This window comes from Arthrobacter sp. UNCCL28 (assembly GCF_900102805.1).
GTDB classification, from domain to species: domain Bacteria; phylum Actinomycetota; class Actinomycetes; order Actinomycetales; family Micrococcaceae; genus Arthrobacter; species Arthrobacter nicotinovorans_A.
Map to the genome: position 1 here is coordinate 21,392 of NZ_FMWE01000006.1, position 17,054 is coordinate 38,445.

A 17,054-nucleotide genomic window follows, 5' to 3' on the forward strand; every position below is an offset into this window, starting at 1 on the left:
GGCACTTTTCCGCCTGAAGATACTTGATGATCAAGTACCTCCGACCCTATTTGGGCAAAAAGAAACCCGGCGGCGCTTTCGCACCACCGGGGCTCAATTCTTAGGAAGCCAAGACCTCGTCAAGAACGCTTGCAGCCTTCTCTTCGTCCGTCTTCTCCGCCAGGGCCAGTTCTGAAATCAGAATCTGCCGCGCCTTGGCCAGCATCCGCTTCTCGCCTGCGGAAAGGCCGCGATCGTGATCACGACGCCAAAGATCGCGAACGACCTCCGCCACCTTGATGACATCGCCTGAAGCAAGCTTCTCCAGGTTCGCCTTGTAACGACGTGACCAGTTGGTAGGCTCTTCAGTGAACTCGGCGCGGAGAACGTCAAACACGTGCTCCAAGCCTTCTTTGCCCACTACGTCCCGGACCCCAACAAGGTCAACGTTCTCTGCTGGAACTTCAATGGTCAGATCACCCTGAGCCACCTTGAGCTTGAGATACATCTTCTCTTCGCCCTTGATGGTGCGCATCTTGATTTCCTCAATTTTTGCTGCACCGTGGTGAGGGTAAACTACTGTCTCGCCGACCTCAAAAACCATGTGGACTTTCCCCTTTCCCGCAGATTAGTCTATCACGATTAAGGCATACGACTGGCACCCGGAAGGCGCTTCTGCCGCGCCAATACAGGGGAAAAGGCCTTAAACGACTTCCTCCAAGGTCTTGACGTATTGGCCTAAAGATGCTTCGAGGAAGCGAAGTGCGAGCAAGATCTCCCCCGCAGGCCGCGCCATAATGCCTCCTCGAATCCTTATTTCGACCTGTTTGCCGATAGGCTATGGCTGAAAAGTGTTCCAATGACTCTTGAGGAGTAGGTGTCGTGCGCAATACTGCGATGAACCCTGTCCAGCGCGGCAAGCTGGCAATTGCGGCGGCTGCAATCGGCGTCGGTCTTCTGTCCGTCACCGGCTGCGGATTCGTCAACGCCCAGCAGACTACCCACCAGTACTCGGCATCGGACGGGGTCAAAGCTGATCTCGGCAAGCTGCAGTTGCGCAACATGCTGATCGTTGCCTCGGGTGAGAACGAGCCCGGCCGCGTTATCGGCGCTGTGTTCAACCAGTCCAGCTCGGATGCGACGCTCACCATCAGTGGTGCGAACGGCGCCCAGACCGAGATCCCGGTCAAGGCAAACTCGGAGACGTACCTGAACGACTCCGCCGACGCCGCCATCCTGAGCACAGCAGGCGTGATCCCCGGTGGTCTTACCCCGATCACGATCCGCAGCGGATCCGACTCCGCCACGATCAACGTCCCGGTAGTAGACGGCACCCTGCCCGAGTACGCCAAGTACCTGCCCGCCACGGCCAGCTCATCGGCAACGCCTACGTCGACGGAGTCCGGTACGCCGACGTCGACATCGTCCGCGACGCCCTCCGAGTCCGCAGCAGCCGGACACTAGCAGGCAATACGCTACAAGCCTTACAACAAAGGAAGGGTCCCGCCTCGGCGGGACCCTTCCTTTGTTGTTGCAGCTGTTATTGGCAGGAGGCCTTTACGGCTCGAACTTGTAGCCCAGCCCACGCACCGTGACCAGGTAGCGTGGAGCGGAGGGATCGGGCTCAATCTTGCTGCGGAGCCGCTTCACGTGCACATCCAGGGTCTTGGTGTCGCCAACGTAGTCCGAACCCCACACGCGGTCGATCAACTGGCCACGCGTCAGCACCCGACCTGAGTTGCGAAGCAGCATTTCCAGCAGTTCGAACTCCTTCAGCGGCAACGACACCTGTTCGCCGTTGACGCTGACCACGTGCCGCTCAATGTCCATGCGGACCGGCCCGGCCTGGACGGTGGAGGTGATGAGTTCCTCCGGTTCACCCTGGCGTCGCAAAACCGCGCGGACACGGGCCACGAGTTCCCGGGAGGAATACGGCTTGGTGACGTAGTCGTCGGCGCCGAGTTCCAGGCCTACGACCTTGTCGATCTCGGAGTCCTTGGCAGTCAACATGATCACAGGCACACTGGAACGCTGGCGCAGCTGGCGGCAGACTTCGGTGCCCGGGGTGCCGGGCAACTGCAGATCCAGGAGGACCAGGTCTGCTCCGTTCCTGTCGAATTCCACCAAGGCATCACTGCCGTTGTCCACTACCTCGACGTCGAACCCTTCCTTGCCCAGGAGATAGGACAGGGGGTCGCTGAAGGACTCTTCGTCCTCCACAATCAAAATCCGGCTCAAGCGCTGGCTCCTTGCTCTTGGACGCCGCTGGCGCCCCTTTGTTGACCCGCGATAGGGGTTTGCTGAATCGCATTGTTGGCTTGGTGAACGGTCCGCTGGGGCTCGACGGCGACGCCTGGTGCCGCAGGTTCCGCGGCGGAAACCGTTGTTGCAGCGGCAGCCGGCTGGCCGCCGTCGTCGTCCTGGCCTTCCATTTCCGGAAGGCGGATGGTGAAGGTGGACCCCTGGCCGGGCTGGGACCATACGGTCACCTCGCCGCCGTGGTTGGAGACCACATGCTTGACGATGCTCAGGCCAAGGCCGGTGCCGCCGGTATGCCGGGAACGGGCGGCGTCAACGCGGTAGAAGCGTTCAAAGACCCGTTCCTGGTCCTCGGGGGTCAGGCCCTCGCCCTGGTCAGTCACGGAGATGGCGACGACACCTTCCCGGGTTCGGATACCAACCCCCACGCGCGTGTTTTCCGGTGAGTAGCGGATGGCGTTGTCGATCAGGTTGCGCAGTGCGGTGACCAGCAGGTCCCTGTCGCCGAAGACCAGCGAGTCCGAGTGGCCGCCCACCACAATCTGGATGTTCTTGCTCTCTGCCGGCAGCTGCGAACGGTCCACGGCCTCGGTAATCACAGTGTTGATATCCACCGAGTGACCTTGCTGGGCGACGTTGGCACCCTGGAGGCGGGACAGTTCAATGATGTCCTGGACCAAGGCTGCGAGCCGGCCGGATTCCTTGTGCATGCGCTTGGCGAAGCGGCGTACTGCTTCTTCGTCGTCCGGCGAGGCTTCAAGGGCCTCGGCAAGGAGCGAGATGGCGCCAACGGGAGTCTTAAGCTCATGGGAGACGTTGGCCACGAAGTCGTTGCGGATCTCTTCGGTACGGGTAATTTCGGTGCGGTCATCGGCCAGGAGGACGATGTATTCCTGGCCCAGCATGGCCGCACGCACCTGCACCACGATGGTGCCCTTGCCCAGCGGACCGCGGGGAAGCTCATATTGCTCCTCCAGGATCACGCCATCGCGGCGTACCTTGGCAGTCATGTCCAGCAGTTGCTTATGCACCACCGTGTGCCCACGGACCAGTCCGTAGGCGTAGGCGGCGGGACTGGCACGGACGACGCCGTCGATCACGTCCACTACGACAAACGCACGCCCGACGACGGCAAGCACCTCGGCGGCACCCTCAGGCAGGCGGGGCTCGGTAACGTCCAGGTCCACGATGCTCCGCTGACGTTCGCTGATCCTGAACGCGAGCATGCCAAAGACGCCCAACGACAAGCCAACGAGGCCGGCGACGACACCTATGAGCAATGGATCCACGGCTCCAGCTTATGCTGTGGAAAGACGGGCAAGCAGTGATCCGGCGCCAAACGCGGACGGTTCAACTAACGTTCATCTAAAGGTGCCGAACAGTTCACTGGGCCCTGACACAGTTACTGGTTGGACTGCCAATGGTTTTGAAGTCCGGCCCATCCCCCGGGAACCGGATTTCCAAGGAAAGGACGCCTTAGTGCGCAAGGTTTTTCAGGAGGAACTCACCCAGGTAGGTGACGACCTCATCGAGATCTCCAAGCTGGTTCACGAAGCAATCACGAAGGCCACAACATCCTTCGAAGGTGCCGATGTGGATCTGGCACAGGACGTCATCGCGGCAGATGCACGGATCGACTTCCTCCAGAACAGCCTCGACGAACGCGCCATCGACATCCTTGCACTGCAGGGCCCGGTTGCCAGCGACCTCCGTATGATCGTGGGTTCCCTGCGCATGAGTGCCTCGCTGGAGCGCATGGGCGACCTCGCCCGCCACGTAGCCCAGCTGGCCCGCCTGCGCTACCCGGCTACTGTGATCCCCGCTTCGCTGACCCAGACCTTCAAGGCCATGGCCCAGCACGACATCGAGATCACCGCCAAGGTCATCGAGCTCCTGGAAACCCGGGACCTCGAAGTGGCCCGGGACATCCTCAAGATCAACATCGCCGTGGACGACCTCCACCTCAGCGTTTTCAAGGCCATCGCCGCCCCAGAGTGGAGCGAGAGCCCGTCAACCACCGTGGACGTTGCCCTGGCAAGCCGCTACTTCGAGCGCTTCGCCGATCATGGCGTCTCGGTTGCCCGCAAGGTCACCTACCTGGTGACGGGCGAATGGCAGCCTGAAGGCTTCTAGCCCTCACCCGCAAACAAACGACGGCGGCCGGTCACGTAAAGTGACCGGCCGCCGTCGTTCAATCCAGCTCCGTAGCTGGTGCCGCGGGCGAACTGCGTCCAAGGGAGGGACGACCGAGCAGTCGCCGCGGCAGCAGCGGAGGAATTATTTCTTGCCCTGGTTCGCCACCGCGAGGATGGCCTGTGCTGCTGCGTCGGGGTCCAGGTACGTTCCGCCGGGGGTGACCGGCTGGAAGTCCTCGTCCAGTTCGTACACCAGCGGGATGCCCGTGGGGATGTTCAGTCCGGCAATGGCTTCATCGCTGATGCCGTCCAGGTGCTTGACCAGGGCCCGCAGCGAGTTTCCGTGGGCGGTGACCAGGACGGTCTTGCCCGCCTTGAGGTCTTCCTTGATGTCCGATTCCCAGTAAGGGAGCAGGCGGACAAGGACGTCCTTGAGGCACTCGGTGCGCGGCAGGGCGTCGCCGAGATCCGCGTAGCGGGGATCGTGTGCCTGGGAGAATTCACTGTCGTCGGACAGGGGCGGCGGCGGGGTGTCGTAGCTCCGGCGCCATTCCATGAATTGCTCTTCACCGAACTCGGCGAGGGTCTGGGCCTTGTCCTTGCCCTGCAGGGCGCCGTAGTGGCGCTCGTTGAGCCGCCAGTCGCGCTTGACGGGGATCCAACCGCGGTTGGCCTTGTCCAGCGCCATGTTGGCAGTGTTGATGGCCCGCTTCAGGAGCGAGGTGTAGAGGACGTCCGGGAGGATGTTGTTCTCAACCAGCAGTTCCCCACCGCGTACTGCTTCTTTGCGGCCTTGATCGTTCAGGTCAACGTCCACCCAACCGGTGAACAGGTTCTTGGCGTTCCAGTCGCTGTGGCCGTGGCGCAGCAGAATCAGCTTGTAAGTCATGGTTTTCATCCTAGCTGAGCGGTTCCGTTGCCTGCCCGGCGTTACGAAGAGCAACGCGGGGTCACTTATGGCCCCTTTGAAAGCCCTCAAGGGGCCATAAGTGACCCCGGGTTGCAGGATAAAGTGGTGGCCGTGGTGCAAAAGGCGGAACGGGTGGGCTCTCCCCGAAGCAGGGGCGGCAAGCCGGTTGGCAACATCACCCGGGGTACCACCAACCCCAACCGCATGCGCCGTTTGGACCGATGGCTCGCCGGTCCGCAATCTTGGCGGCTGCGCACCGCCGTCGACCCCCTTGTAGTGGATCTGGGCTATGGCGCCTCGCCCGCCACAGCGGTTGAACTTTTCGAACGGCTGCAGGCCGTGCGTCCGGATGTGCGGCTCTGCGGCATCGAGATTGAACCGGAGCGGGTCCGGAGCGCCATGGCTCTCGAGCGGCCCGGGCTGAGCTTCCACGTGGGCGGTTTCGAGATTCCGGTGCCGGGAAACCCCGTGCTGGTCCGCGCCTTCAACGTGCTGCGGCAATACGAGGAAGCCGACGTCGCCGGGATCTGGCATCTGGTGCAGTCGCGGCTCGCGCCGGGCGGACTGTTCATTGACGGCACGTGCGATGAGATCGGCCGCCGCGTCACGTGGGTGGCCCTGGACTCCGAGCGCCCATTGAGCCTCAGTTTTTCGGTGCGGTTCGGCAGTTTCGAGCTGCCTTCGGAGATAGCTGAGAGGCTGCCTAAAGCCCTGATCCACCGGAACGTTCCCGGCGAACCCATCCACGCGTTCCTCCAGGCGATGGACAAGGCCTGGCTGGAGGCGGCCCCGCTGGCATCGTTCGGGAACCGGCAGCGATGGACAGCCATGTGCCATTCACTGCGCGACGCCGGGTGGCCGCTTCAGGATGGTCCGGCACGGTGGCGCCTCGGTGAAGTGACAGTGGCGTGGGACGCGGTGGCGCCCAGGTAGAGCCTTCTACCAGGGACCGTAAGGGCCCACATTGCGGTTGCCGCCACTGCCGGCCTCGCGCAGGGCGGGACGGACATCGGCGAGGTACACGCAGGCTGCGGTCACTGCTGCGATGCCGAAGAGGCCCAGTCCGTTTCCGCCAGTGAAGACCGTCAGTGCACCGATCGCAAAAGCGATGCCGGTCAGCGCAGTCCAAAACGTCTTGGTCCGCTTGGAAGCAGCCACGAAGAGCGTCGGACGATGGCGCAGGCAGTCCGCGAAGGCCCACACTTCCAAGGCAAGGGCCACCAGCCCAAGGATCAAGTAGATCCCGCTGGTGACAAAGCTGATCAAGAGTTTTCCGTCCACGCCCTTTAGCCTATATGTCCAGCGACTTCAGCGCTTGCTCAAGGTCGGACCAGAGGTCTTCCACGTTCTCGATCCCAACGCTCAACCGGACCAGATTCTCCGGGACGCTCAGCGGCTCGGCCGTGTGCCGGCGTCGGCGTTCAATCAGTGATTCGACCCCGCCCAGGGATGTTGCAGGCAGCCAGAGCTGCAGGGCGCGGACCAGTTCGTCCGCGGCGTCGGCACCGCTGCGCTGCTCATCACCGGCAATCTGGATGCAGAGGATGGAACCGAAACCCTTCATCTGTTCTTTGGCGCGCTGGTGCCCGGGATCGCCGGGCAGGCCCGGGTACCGGATTGTTTCGACGCGCGGGTGGCTGCTGAGCCGTTCGGCAAGGGTTGCAGCCGAGGCCTGCGAGCGCTCAATCCGCAGCGCCAGCGTGCGGAGGCCGCGCAGCGCGAGCCAGGCTTCGAACGGTCCGGCGATTCCGCCGTGGATGATCCGGTGGTGCAGGAGCGTGGCGCGCAGTTCCGGGTTGGAGGTCACCAAGGCGCCCAGCACGACGTCCGAATGTCCGGCCAGGTATTTGGTCACCGAGTGAAGTACGACGTCGGCACCCAGGCTCAGCGGCTGCTGCACCAAGGGCGTCGAGAAGGTATTGTCCGTCACCACGATTGCGCCCACCGCGTGCGCGGCATCCGCCAATGCCCGGATATCGGCGATGCCGAGCATGGGGTTGGTGGGGCTTTCCAGCCAGAGGAGATCGGCTGCCTTGCCGTTTTCCGGGCTGATGAGGGCCTTCACTGCATCCGTGTCCGTGATGTCCACCGTTCGCAGCTCCAGGAATCCCTTCTCTGCCAGCTCCGTTGCCATCACCAACGAACCGGCGTAACTATGCGAGGGCATCACCACGACGCCCCCGGCCGGCACCAGGGACAGTGCCGAACTGACTGCCGCCAGCCCGGAGGCATACAGCAGGCCGGGGAGGGTGGCACCCTCCAGCTTGGCCAGTGCGTCCTCGAAGGGATCCCACGTGGGGTTGGCGTAGCGTCCGTAGCCACGGTCACCGTCGCTGAGGGAGCCGGTACCGAAGTATGTGGAGGACAGGACGATGGGCGGATTGACCGGCTCATCGTGGGCGCGGTCCGGCCGGCCGGCTGCAACAACCACGGTTTCCGGCGACAATTCGGCGGCATGCTGATCGGAAAGGCTCATGGTGTCAGCGTAGTAGGGGTGCAGGCTGTGGATGAAAGGCATGACGCGCTTGGAAGTCAGTGAAGCTCGGTAGGCTAGACGGGTGAGTATTCAGAGCCCAGGTCTATTTATCGCCTTCGAAGGCGGGGACGGAGCGGGTAAGTCCACGCAGGCGGCCCGGCTCTCTGAGACCCTCCAGTCGCGGGGACTTTCCGTGCTGCGTACCCGCGAACCCGGCGGCACTCCCATCGGTGAAAAGTTGCGCTCCCTGGTCCTGGACCACGGGCACGGCACGATCGATGCCCGCACCGAAGCCCTCATGTTTGCTGCTGCACGCGCCGCCCATGCAAGCCAGGTGATCCGTCCGGCCCTCGCGGAGGGAACTGTGGTCATTACTGACCGCTACATTGACTCCTCCGTCGCCTACCAGGGTGCCGGACGCGGCCTGGGTGCCGAAGGAGTTCTTGCGCTGAACCAGTGGGCCACCGAAGGCCTGCACCCGGACCTGACGGTACTGCTCGACGTCGACCCCTCCGACGGCCGCCGGCGGCGGACCGCGGGGGACGCCACGGAAGACCGGCTGGAGTCCGAACCTGATGAGTTCCACTCCGCCATCCGCCAGGCTTTCCTGCAACTTGCCGGGGCCGCTCCCTCGAGCTACCTCGTCTTGCCCGCCAACGGCGATATTGAAACACTCGCAGCGCAGATCCTGGAGCGGGTGGAATCCCTCCTGGCCGGCCACGGCGATGGTGAACCTGTGAACCCTGTGTTGCGCACCGGCGAAACTGTTCCAGGCGACCGTCCGTGAGTGTCTGGGACGACCTCCAGGGGCAGGCGCCGGTTGTAGCTCAATTGAAGCAGGCGGCTCAGGGTGAAACCGGCCTGACCCATGCCTGGCTGTTCACCGGTCCACCCGGATCCGGCCGTTCCAACGCAGCAAAGGCCTTCGCCGCTGCCCTGAATTGCCAGCAGGATGATGTAACCCTTCGCGGCTGTGGAGAATGCGCGGCCTGCCACACGATCCTTGGCGAAACCCACTCCGACGTCACGTTCGTGCGGACCGAAAAAGTCACCATCACCATCGACGAAGCCCGGGAACTGGTCTCCAAAGCCGGCGACAGGCCTGCCACTGGCCGCTGGCGCATCATCGTGGTGGAGGACGCGGACCGCATGGCCGAGCGGACCACCAACGTACTACTCAAGGCGATCGAGGAACCGACGCCCCGCACCATTTGGATGCTGTGCGCCCCCTCCCCCGCCGACGTCCTGGTCACGATCCGTTCCAGGTGCAGACCGGTAAGCCTCCGTCTCCCGCCTGCCTCCGACGTCGCCGATCTCCTGGTGAGGCGCGACGGCGTCGAACGTCAACTCGCTGACCGCGCCGCCCGGGCTGCGCAGAGCCACATCGGCATCGCACGGCGGCTGGCCCGCGACGCCGATGCCAGGCAGCGCCGGCTGGATACCGTGAGGATTCCGCTGGGTTTGCGGGGCGTCACGGCAGCGGTAATGATGGCCGAGAAGCTGGTGAAGATCGCCACCGAGGAAGCCAACAGCTCCAATGACGAACGCGATGCCGCGGAAAAGATTGCGCTGCTGGCAAGCCTGGGCGCTCCGGAGTCGGGCACGCTGCCCCCTTCCATGCGCAGCCAGGTCAAACAGCTCGAGGACGACCAGAAGCGGCGCGCCAAGCGGTCCATTACCGATTCCCTGGACCGTACCCTGACGGATCTTTTGTCCTTCTACCGCGACGTGCTGATCATCCAGCTGGGGAACGCCGTGGAGCTGGTCAACGTTGAGCTCAAGAGCGAACTGGAAGACTACGCCGGCAGTTCAACCCCGGAAACCACGCTGGCCCGGATGGATGCCATCAACAAAGCCCGTGTCCGAATCACCACCACCAACGTGGCTCCCTTGTTGGCGGTCGAGTCCATGGCCACGAGCCTCATCCAGCAATAGGAGAACCCCATGACGTCCGCACCCCGCCGGTTCGCCGGTGCCCCTTCAAGGGACCGGTCCGCCAAGCGTGGGGCCGGTCGCGGCTTCGTGGCTGCCTGTGTTGCCGTTGCGGCCGCGCTGGTTCTGAGCGCGTGCACTGTGCCGTTCCTTCCGGCGCCTACGGCCAAGCCGTCCACCAGCACGGTTGATCCGTCCATCGCAGCTTCTGCACCCAAGGGCTTGGAGAAGTTCTACTCCCAGCCGGTGGAGTGGAGCTCTTGCGAAAACGGCTTCCAGTGCGGCAAAGTCCAGGTACCCAAGGACTACGCCAACCCTGGCAATGGTGAAATTTCGCTCGGCGTCATCAAGTTGGCCAGCACCGGCAACAAACAGGGGTCCATCCTGGTAAATCCCGGTGGTCCCGGTGGCTCGGGCGTGGATTACCTCAAGGATGCGGGCAACACCAATTTCACCGAAAAGCTGAAGAACAACTTCGATCTGGTGGGCTTTGATCCCCGCGGTGTGAAACGCTCCGCTCCTGTCACCTGCATGACCGACGCCGAACGTGACGCTGCCCGCGAAAAGGTATTCCGGAAAAACACGGACGAAGGATTGGAAGCTGCACTGGCTTTCAACAAGTCCTTCGCGCAGCAGTGCTCGGAGCAGACCGGTGATGTCCTGGGGCACATCGATACCGTCAGTGCGGCCAAGGACCTGGACGTCCTGCGTGCGGTGCTTAATGACGCCAAGCTCAACTACCTGGGCTTTTCCTACGGCACCTTCCTGGGATCCACCTACGCAACACTGTTCCCGGACAACGTCGGCCACCTGGTGCTCGATGGTGCCGTGGATCCCTCCATCAGCAACGAGGAACTGACGGCCGGGCAGGCCCGGGCCTTCGAACGGGCCATCCGCACCTACGTGGCCAGTTGCCAGGGCCAGAACCAGTGCCCGCTCAGCGGCTCCGTAGACAACGGGGTCCAGGAAATCCGTGAACTCATCAACGCCGTGGACCAGAACCCACAAACGGCCAAGGACGGCCGGTTGGTGACGGGCAACGACTTCGTCAACGGCTTGATCCTCCCCCTCTACAACGACCAAAGCTGGCCCGCCCTGACCCAGGCATTGGAGAGCGCCTTCTCCGGCGACGCCTCCCAGATGATGCGGCTCGCTGACCTTGGCGCCGACCGCGAGCCAAACGGCACCTACAGCTCAAACTCCGCCTTTGCCTTCCAAGCCATCAACTGCCTGGACTACCCCATGGTCACTGACACCGCAGGCATGCGCGCAGAGGAAGCCCGACTGATCCAGGACTCCCCCACCTTCGGCGCTTTCTTTGCCTACGGCGGAGTCAACTGCAAGGACTGGCCGTACAAAAACACCCGGACCCCTGCACCGGTTGACTACAAGGGCTCCGCTCCGATCGTGGTGGTAGGCACCACCGGCGATCCCGCCACTCCCCTGGAGTGGGCCCAGTCGCTGCGGAAGCAGTTGGAGAACGCCTCACTGGTCACGTGGGAAGGCGAGGGGCACACCGCCTACGGCCGCTCGAACTCGTGCGTCAGCACCGCCGTCGACGAGTACTTTGTGGACGGAAAGCTGCCGCAGGACGGCCTCACCTGCTAAAGGCGGCTGGCTTCCCGCTTCTCCACCAGCAGCGGGAGGTGCTTGATGGAATCCACGACGGCGGTGGCGCCGGCCGCGCGCAGCGTCGCCTCGGAGTGGGATCCTGTCAGGACGCCCGCAACAAGGGAGGCTCCTGAACGGACGCCGGAGAGCATGTCCGAGCTCGTATCGCCCACCACCGCCACCTCGCGGACGTCGTCAAGGTCCAGGGCGAGGACGGCGGTCAGGATCATGTCCGGGTAGGGCCGCCCGCGCCCCGCATCCGCCGGGCACAGGCTCAAGTCCGCCAGGCCCATCCACCCCAGGGATTCCAAAACCATGTTCTGCGTATGCCTGCCGAAGCCCGTGGCCAGGCAGACCTGCATTCCGGACTCACGCATCCACAGGATGGCGTCTTCGGCACCGGGAATGGCCCGGACGCCGCCGTCGTCAATCATTTCGTCGTAGGCCTTCTCGAAGACCTTGTTGGCGCTGGCTGCCACCGCTGCGTCGTCGAAAAGGTGGCCGAACACGGTCATTTTCGAGAAGCCCATGGTGTCCCGGGCATAGCCCAGCATGCTCTCGAAGGTGGTGCTGCCGGGTTCGACGCCGTGCTCCACCAATGCCCGCGACATGGCCCGCTCCGTGCGGCCGTCATCGGTGATGGTGGTACCCACCATGTCCACTACGGCCAGCCGCAGCCGGTTGGTGGTGTGGCTGGCGTCCCTGGTCAATGCGTCCCCGGTCATTGAGCGGCTCCTTTGGCTTGTCTGTGTGGCGGGTGTACCCGCCACAGTTGATTCCCCAGCTTCCGGCGGCAGGGAAACGCCCGCCTGAACCCGGCCCGACGCGTGAGTGAACATCCCCGCAACTGCCGCCACCGCCCTCGTTTTGACCCGGGTGCGGTGCCTCTATTACAGTTATGTCTTGCGTGATCGCCGGGAAACCGGGGATGGACGCGGTGCTTCCTTAGCTCAGTCGGTAGAGCGTTTCACTCGTAATGAAAAGGTCATCAGTTCGATTCTGATAGGAAGCTCGGGCCAAGCCCCGGACAACCCTTGTTGGGTAGTCCGGGGCTTTTCGCTTTAAGCCCGGCCCGCGCGGCAGAGGTGATGTTGGAAATATCGAACATTTACCGTAATTTACAAAATGTTCGAGATATAGGACATTTCAGGAAGTGGGCCGGGCTGTCGATGCCGCCTCCCTAGGTAGGTCCATCGCAGATGCGCGCAAAGAAGCCGCAATCACGCAGCAGGATCTCGCCGTGAAACTGGGCGTCACCCGGGGAACCATCGTACGTCTCGAAGCCGGCGGAGCAGTCTCCGTCGTCGTTGCCATGCAGGCCATCAGGGCAGTGGGCCGCGACGTCGCTTTGGTACCGCGCTTTTCCAAGCTGGAGGTGCGGCCGTGACCTAGGCGGGTGCTGTCCCCGAAGCGCGAACAGGGGTTCTGCTCCCCCTGGGTGGCCACGCCCTCCATCCATTCGGGACGGCCTGCAGCCGCTTCTCAGCAGCGGCGAGCTGATCAGGTGAGGCCGACCGAGGACCCGAACCGCTGCGGCTGCCGGATCCATCGGCAGCAAAGAGCGCATACTCCGCCCAGCGCTTCCGGCCCACAGGATAGCGCTCCCCGTAACCGCCTGCTGCAACGCCAAGGACCAACTCCTCCAAACGCGAAGCTTCGCTCTCTGCGGTCTCGTCACAGGCGTCGCAACCGCAGATGGGGAACGGAAAGTCGTGCAGCACTCCAGCACGGACCACCACTGACGGAAGACTGGTAAGCACGAACGTCAATGGCGCCGCAAGCGGGTCCCGGGGTGCCAAACGAACGACGTCGATCACCTCACCGGCGCTCACTGACACCTCCGGCGCGTGTGCCGGGACCTGACTGACATCTACGTCATAGGTTTTGTCGAGGAACCCCATCAAGGCCCGGGCAACCAAGTGCAGCCCTTCGAAGCGTTCGCCGTGGGTGTCAACGCTGTAGGAGTCCTCCGGAGGGCTGTCCGAACCCCATCTGCTCCCGTATTCGATCGCCTGGCCGTTGATGTCCCGGTACTCGCGTGATGGCAACTCCGGCCGTATGAAAAGCTCAGGAGCTTGCCCCGTGGGAACCGGCCGCAATTCGGCGGGCGCGGGACCGTCCGGCTCTTCGCTGGCCCACTCCATAAGGTGGGCCAGGAGGCCGGCCACCATCTCGTCGTCGGCCTTCCGCAATCCCTCAACCAAGCGGTCCACCGTCACCACCATGCCGCGGTCTCCGACTTCGCGGGAACCGTCCGGCATGATTCTCCAGGATGCTTCCGGGCGCATGGCCGCAATGGCGTTTCCCACGAATATTGTGGCGGCCTCGCTCAAACCCGGTTCAACGGAGATATCGCCGATAGTGGAGCGAAGGAATTCCAGCAACGCTGATATGTCCGCGGCAAGCCGGCCGCCGGAGACTCCCTTGCTTTCGCAGAACAGCACGAACGGCGCGTACCCGCCCAGGTGCTTGACCGGGGTTCCCTCCTCCTGCGCCGGCAAGTACCCGGCAGTGCGTCGATTCAGCACAGCCTTGCTCGAAAGCGCTGCCGGCAATGCAGATGCCGGCCCGTCAAAAAGATCCTCGGTATCCCCCATGCGCCCATCCTAGGCCGAGCCCGTAGGTTTGGCCCTGCGTCCGGATTACGGGCACCGGATCAAAGGCTGACTCCCAGCCGGGACATCAACACTGCGACGGCGGCCGCGACTCCTCCGGCCAGCGAACCTTCCAACTCCGGGGCGAAGAACGGCGAATGGTTGACGGGAATTGGGCCGGGGCCTTCGTGCCCGGAGGCAGGGGTACCGCCGAACATCCAAAACACTGACGGGACCCCGATAGCGGCGCCCAAGTGCCCGAAGTCTTCGCTGCCCATCATGGGCGGAGTGATTTCAACTGCCTCAGTCCCCAACGCCAGCCGCAGTGCCTCAACCACGTCAGGGACGGCGTCGGGGTCGTTGAAGCATTGGGGGAAGCGGTACATTTCCTCGATGACCGGCGCAGGCGCCCCGGATGCTGCGGCCTCTGCCTCAATGATGCGGCGAACGGCGGAGAGAACCTGCCCACGCACGTCGTCGTCGAAGGTGCGGATGTTGAGCGTGAACTCGGCCGAGGCGGGAATGATGTTCTCTTTCAGTCCTGCGTGGAAGGTCCCCACCGTGACGACGGCGGACTTGCGTGGGTCAAGTTCCCGGGAAACTATCCCCTGGAGCCGCGTGACCATGTGCGCGGCCATGACGATGGGATCGATGGAGTCCTGCGGCTGGGATCCATGGGACTGTTGGCCGTGGACCGTCACCCGGAGCGAATCCGCCATAGCGGCTACCGGACCGTTGGAGATCGCGACAGTACCCACAGGCCGGGGCATGACGTGCTGTCCGAACACCACCTCCGGACGCGGTGCTTTGTCCCAAAGCCCATCGTCCAGCATGGCAAGTGCTCCTGCTGCAGTTTCCTCGCCGGGCTGGAAAATGAGTACCAGCGTGCCGGACCAGGACTCCAGGTTGCCAGCGAGGACTTCGGCGGCACCCAGCAGGCTGGCAACATGGGTGTCGTGCCCGCAACCATGCATGACGGGCACCACCGTGCCGTCCGGAAGGGTACCGGTATCTGTGCTGGCGTAGTCCAGTCCTGTGGCTTCCTCAATGGGAAGCCCGTCCGAGTCGGCGCGGAACGCCACTACCGGTCCGTCGCCGTTCCGAAGGATGCCCACCACCCCTGTCCCGCCGCATCGGAAGTGCTCGATCCCGAGTTCGTCCAGCTGATCTTCAATCAATCCTGCTGTGGCGAACTCCTGCATGGACAGTTCCGGATGCGCATGCAAGCGACGGTACAGGGAGTGCAGTTTGGCGGTCTGTTCGGCATCGAGTGGCGTGGCGGTGGCAAGTGCGGTGGAGGTGGCTGTCTGGGTCATTGGCCTGTCTTCCTGGGTGGTTTTTGGGGCTGCTGCGTGCTGCGCTGGAGGGTGCTATTCCATGTGGATCGGCTTCGCTTCGGTGAAGGATGTCTTGCCGCGGAAGAACCACCCCAGCAAGATGGTGCCCAGGACGGCGATGGCGGTGGAGACCATGGCGAGCGAGGGCACCAGCGGCAACACCACGAACACGACCACTGCCGAGACCAGCAGGGCGAATACCGTAGTGCGGGGCTGCTTCAGGGACACGATGGCCTGCACCAGCACCGCGCCAAGGACGGCGGGCAGCACGTATGAACGCGTCACCAGCAGCACCGACGGCGGGATGACGCTGATCAGCCAACTCCCCAGGAGGCCCACGAAAATGGCGAGCGAAACCAGATGCACTGCTGCGGCACCACAGATAGCGACGACGGCGGCCAGCTCGGCGCGCTTGCTTCCCGGCTTGGCGCCGATGTTGGTTTGGGCGATCAGGGCGGCCGGCAGGAGCTTGTTGGAGATGTTGCCGATCATGAAGGCCTGGTACATCGCTGCAGGGCCAAGGATGGGGTAGTAGGTGAGGGGCTCAACGATCCAGATGATGCCGAAGGTTGCAGCCACTGCGGCGAAAGCAATCCACAGTTGCGCGGGCCCGATGTCCAGGCCACTGGCGAAGACGAGAAACAGGGGCCCGGCTACCGAGATCAGCAGGCCGCAGATCATGGTGATCTGGCCCCAGCGGGAGGTGGTGCGGTTGAAATCAGCCATTGTGGAGCTGCTGGTACTGGCAGGAGCGGAAGTGATGGAGGACATGAGGGGTGTTCCTTTCGTGCTCAAGAATCAAGGCTTTTGACCGGAAGCGGGATCACGCGGACGGGATCACGCGGATGGGATCACGCGCCGACGGCGAGGTAGGCGGCCCCAAGCCCGATGACGATGGAGAAACCAAGCCCCCACTCGCGCAGCCAGCTCTTGCCGAGTTTCCTGGCCAGCAGCAGGCACAGGCCCATCACCGCGGCCGAGACCATGAACGACAACACATGGACACCGGATTTGGGGAGCTCGGTGAAGCCCAGGCAAGAGAAGGCTCCGATCAGGGCAGCGGCCGGAACAATGGCCATGGCCGCAGGATTTACCGAGCGGATCTTGGCGTCTCCTTTGCGGAGCAGTGGGGTCAGGATCAGGGTGGCGAGCATCCACATGGCACCGCCAATGCTCATGGCAAAGAAGGCCACGGCGAAGACGCTTTGTGTATAGCTGGCATCGCCGAGCTTGGCCCCCATGGAGCCTGCGGCAATGCCGGCGGCCGATACGTCATAGGCTGCTGAACCGATGAGGCCGATCCTGGAGAGCACTGCGGGAGCACCAAAGAGGCCCAGCAGGGCAATGGCTACGAGCGACACCGCCAAGGAAGGTCCGATCGCGGAGACCGCACCGGAACGGAACGAGGTCTTGATGTCCTGCGGGCTCATCTCTACCGACGGCGCTGCCCGGCGGGCGGCCTTCATGAAGATGACTGACTGGATGATGATGACGCCGAAGACGCCGGCGACGCAGATCCACAGGACGGGATTGTTGGCGACGGACATGATGTCGGTTGATTCGGTGGGCACTTGCAGGGCCGCTTGTTGGGCCAGGAGTCGGTGCATGGAAACCTCCGGTGTGTGCCCCGCAGCACTTCCACCTCCGGACGACGTTGTCCGGCGTGTGGCGCAATGGGGCAAATCCATTCCCACCAGCCGGATCGGCCGTGGGGTTACCAACACCTTTGACTATGAGCCTGATCACCTTCAATAGCTGACGGAATCAGCCTGAATCATGGCCGAATCCGTCATACCCTTGTTTCGCTTCGCATGGGCTTCC

General features: G+C 63.4%; 19 protein-coding genes and 1 tRNA gene. 9 read left to right on the forward strand and 11 right to left on the reverse strand.

Annotation, left to right across the window (positions count from 1 at the left end):
• Positions 1-100 precede the first annotated feature (100 nt).
• On the reverse strand, positions 101-583 hold the full coding sequence (locus BLQ01_RS15920) for a CarD family transcriptional regulator (RefSeq protein WP_011690592.1): 483 nt from the start codon (positions 581-583) through the stop codon (positions 101-103).
• Between the two features lie 293 nt (positions 584-876).
• On the opposite strand from BLQ01_RS15920, the gene BLQ01_RS15925 reads away from it, so the two are divergent.
• Positions 877-1,443 (forward strand): hypothetical protein, encoded by a 567-nt coding sequence (locus tag BLQ01_RS15925; protein ID WP_091552814.1) that lies wholly within the window; start codon positions 877-879, stop codon positions 1,441-1,443.
• A gap of 93 nt (positions 1,444-1,536) precedes the next feature.
• On the opposite strand, the gene BLQ01_RS15930 is transcribed toward BLQ01_RS15925, so the two are convergent.
• Both BLQ01_RS15930 and BLQ01_RS15935 read right to left on the reverse strand, forming a co-directional pair.
• A complete protein-coding gene (locus BLQ01_RS15930; protein ID WP_020608526.1) occupies positions 1,537-2,217 on the reverse strand; it encodes a response regulator transcription factor in 681 nt (226 codons plus the stop codon).
• The gene (locus BLQ01_RS15935) at positions 2,214-3,518 is read right to left on the reverse strand and encodes a sensor histidine kinase (protein WP_175493470.1); all 1,305 of its coding nucleotides are present in this window, start codon (positions 3,516-3,518) and stop codon (positions 2,214-2,216) included. Before BLQ01_RS15935 ends, BLQ01_RS15930 begins: the two co-directional genes overlap by 4 nt.
• A 199-nt stretch (positions 3,519-3,717) precedes the next feature.
• Between BLQ01_RS15935 and phoU the strand changes: the two genes are divergently transcribed.
• Complete coding sequence (phoU, locus tag BLQ01_RS15940; RefSeq protein WP_026548399.1) at positions 3,718-4,371, forward strand: phosphate signaling complex protein PhoU; 654 nt, start codon at positions 3,718-3,720, stop codon at positions 4,369-4,371.
• 144 nt (positions 4,372-4,515) lie between these two features.
• Here phoU and BLQ01_RS15945 read toward each other — a convergent pair whose 3' ends face one another.
• Positions 4,516-5,262: a phosphoglyceromutase gene (locus BLQ01_RS15945; protein ID WP_026548400.1), complete on the reverse strand. Its 747-nt coding sequence runs from the start codon at positions 5,260-5,262 to the stop codon at positions 4,516-4,518.
• Between the two features lie 132 nt (positions 5,263-5,394).
• On the opposite strand from BLQ01_RS15945, the gene BLQ01_RS15950 reads away from it, so the two are divergent.
• On the forward strand, positions 5,395-6,216 hold the full coding sequence (locus tag BLQ01_RS15950) for a class I SAM-dependent methyltransferase (RefSeq protein WP_175493463.1): 822 nt from the start codon (positions 5,395-5,397) through the stop codon (positions 6,214-6,216).
• Between the two features lie 6 nt (positions 6,217-6,222).
• Here the strand turns inward: BLQ01_RS15950 and BLQ01_RS15955 are convergent, their stop codons facing one another.
• Both BLQ01_RS15955 and BLQ01_RS15960 read right to left on the reverse strand, forming a co-directional pair.
• On the reverse strand, positions 6,223-6,564 hold the full coding sequence (locus BLQ01_RS15955) for a DUF2516 family protein (protein ID WP_026542174.1): 342 nt from the start codon (positions 6,562-6,564) through the stop codon (positions 6,223-6,225).
• Between the two features lie 10 nt (positions 6,565-6,574).
• The gene (locus tag BLQ01_RS15960) at positions 6,575-7,759 is read right to left on the reverse strand and encodes a trans-sulfuration enzyme family protein (protein WP_091553047.1); all 1,185 of its coding nucleotides are present in this window, start codon (positions 7,757-7,759) and stop codon (positions 6,575-6,577) included.
• Positions 7,760-7,841: 82 nt separating this feature from the next.
• Between BLQ01_RS15960 and tmk the strand changes: the two genes are divergently transcribed.
• Genes tmk through BLQ01_RS15975 form a run of 3 tightly spaced genes read left to right on the forward strand, consistent with a single transcriptional unit; the run spans position 7,842 to position 11,299 of the window.
• Positions 7,842-8,546, forward strand: a complete 705-nt coding sequence (gene tmk / locus BLQ01_RS15965) for a dTMP kinase (protein WP_254779494.1) — start codon at positions 7,842-7,844, stop codon at positions 8,544-8,546.
• On the forward strand, positions 8,543-9,694 hold the full coding sequence (locus BLQ01_RS15970) for a DNA polymerase III subunit delta' (RefSeq protein ID WP_026542177.1): 1,152 nt from the start codon (positions 8,543-8,545) through the stop codon (positions 9,692-9,694). Before tmk ends, BLQ01_RS15970 begins: the two co-directional genes overlap by 4 nt.
• A 9-nt stretch (positions 9,695-9,703) precedes the next feature.
• Complete coding sequence (locus BLQ01_RS15975) at positions 9,704-11,299, forward strand: alpha/beta hydrolase (RefSeq protein ID WP_091552816.1); 1,596 nt, start codon at positions 9,704-9,706, stop codon at positions 11,297-11,299.
• Here BLQ01_RS15975 and BLQ01_RS15980 read toward each other — a convergent pair.
• Positions 11,296-12,027: an HAD family hydrolase gene (locus BLQ01_RS15980; protein WP_091552818.1), complete on the reverse strand. Its 732-nt coding sequence runs from the start codon at positions 12,025-12,027 to the stop codon at positions 11,296-11,298. The two genes, BLQ01_RS15975 and BLQ01_RS15980, sit on opposite strands and share 4 nt — an antisense overlap.
• Before the next feature lie 214 nt (positions 12,028-12,241).
• On the opposite strand from BLQ01_RS15980, the gene BLQ01_RS15985 reads away from it, so the two are divergent.
• Together BLQ01_RS15985 and BLQ01_RS15990 are read left to right on the forward strand one after the other, a co-directional pair.
• Positions 12,242-12,314: transfer RNA gene (locus BLQ01_RS15985), tRNA-Thr, on the forward strand.
• A 141-nt stretch (positions 12,315-12,455) separates the two neighbouring features.
• A complete protein-coding gene (locus BLQ01_RS15990) occupies positions 12,456-12,689 on the forward strand; it encodes a helix-turn-helix transcriptional regulator (RefSeq protein WP_091552820.1) in 234 nt (77 codons plus the stop codon).
• Position 12,690: 1 nt separating this feature from the next.
• Here BLQ01_RS15990 and BLQ01_RS15995 read toward each other — a convergent pair whose 3' ends face one another.
• The 4 genes from BLQ01_RS15995 to BLQ01_RS16010 all read right to left on the reverse strand — a co-directional run bounded on the left by BLQ01_RS15995 (position 12,691) and on the right by BLQ01_RS16010 (position 16,840).
• Positions 12,691-13,899, reverse strand: a complete 1,209-nt coding sequence (locus BLQ01_RS15995; RefSeq protein WP_091552821.1) for a DUF6226 family protein — start codon at positions 13,897-13,899, stop codon at positions 12,691-12,693.
• A 59-nt stretch (positions 13,900-13,958) separates the two neighbouring features.
• Positions 13,959-15,212, reverse strand: coding sequence for an amidohydrolase (locus BLQ01_RS16000; RefSeq protein WP_091552823.1), 1,254 nt, complete (start codon positions 15,210-15,212; stop codon positions 13,959-13,961).
• A gap of 54 nt (positions 15,213-15,266) precedes the next feature.
• A complete protein-coding gene (locus tag BLQ01_RS16005) occupies positions 15,267-16,004 on the reverse strand; it encodes a hypothetical protein (RefSeq protein ID WP_026542182.1) in 738 nt (245 codons plus the stop codon).
• 80 nt (positions 16,005-16,084) lie between these two features.
• The gene (locus BLQ01_RS16010; RefSeq protein ID WP_035761132.1) at positions 16,085-16,840 is read right to left on the reverse strand and encodes a DUF5058 family protein; all 756 of its coding nucleotides are present in this window, start codon (positions 16,838-16,840) and stop codon (positions 16,085-16,087) included.
• Here BLQ01_RS16010 and BLQ01_RS22435 point away from each other — a divergent pair.
• Positions 16,839-16,988 (forward strand): hypothetical protein, encoded by a 150-nt coding sequence (locus tag BLQ01_RS22435; protein ID WP_175493464.1) that lies wholly within the window; start codon positions 16,839-16,841, stop codon positions 16,986-16,988. The genes BLQ01_RS16010 and BLQ01_RS22435 overlap by 2 nt on opposite strands.
• Positions 16,989-17,054: the final 66 nt, after the last annotated feature.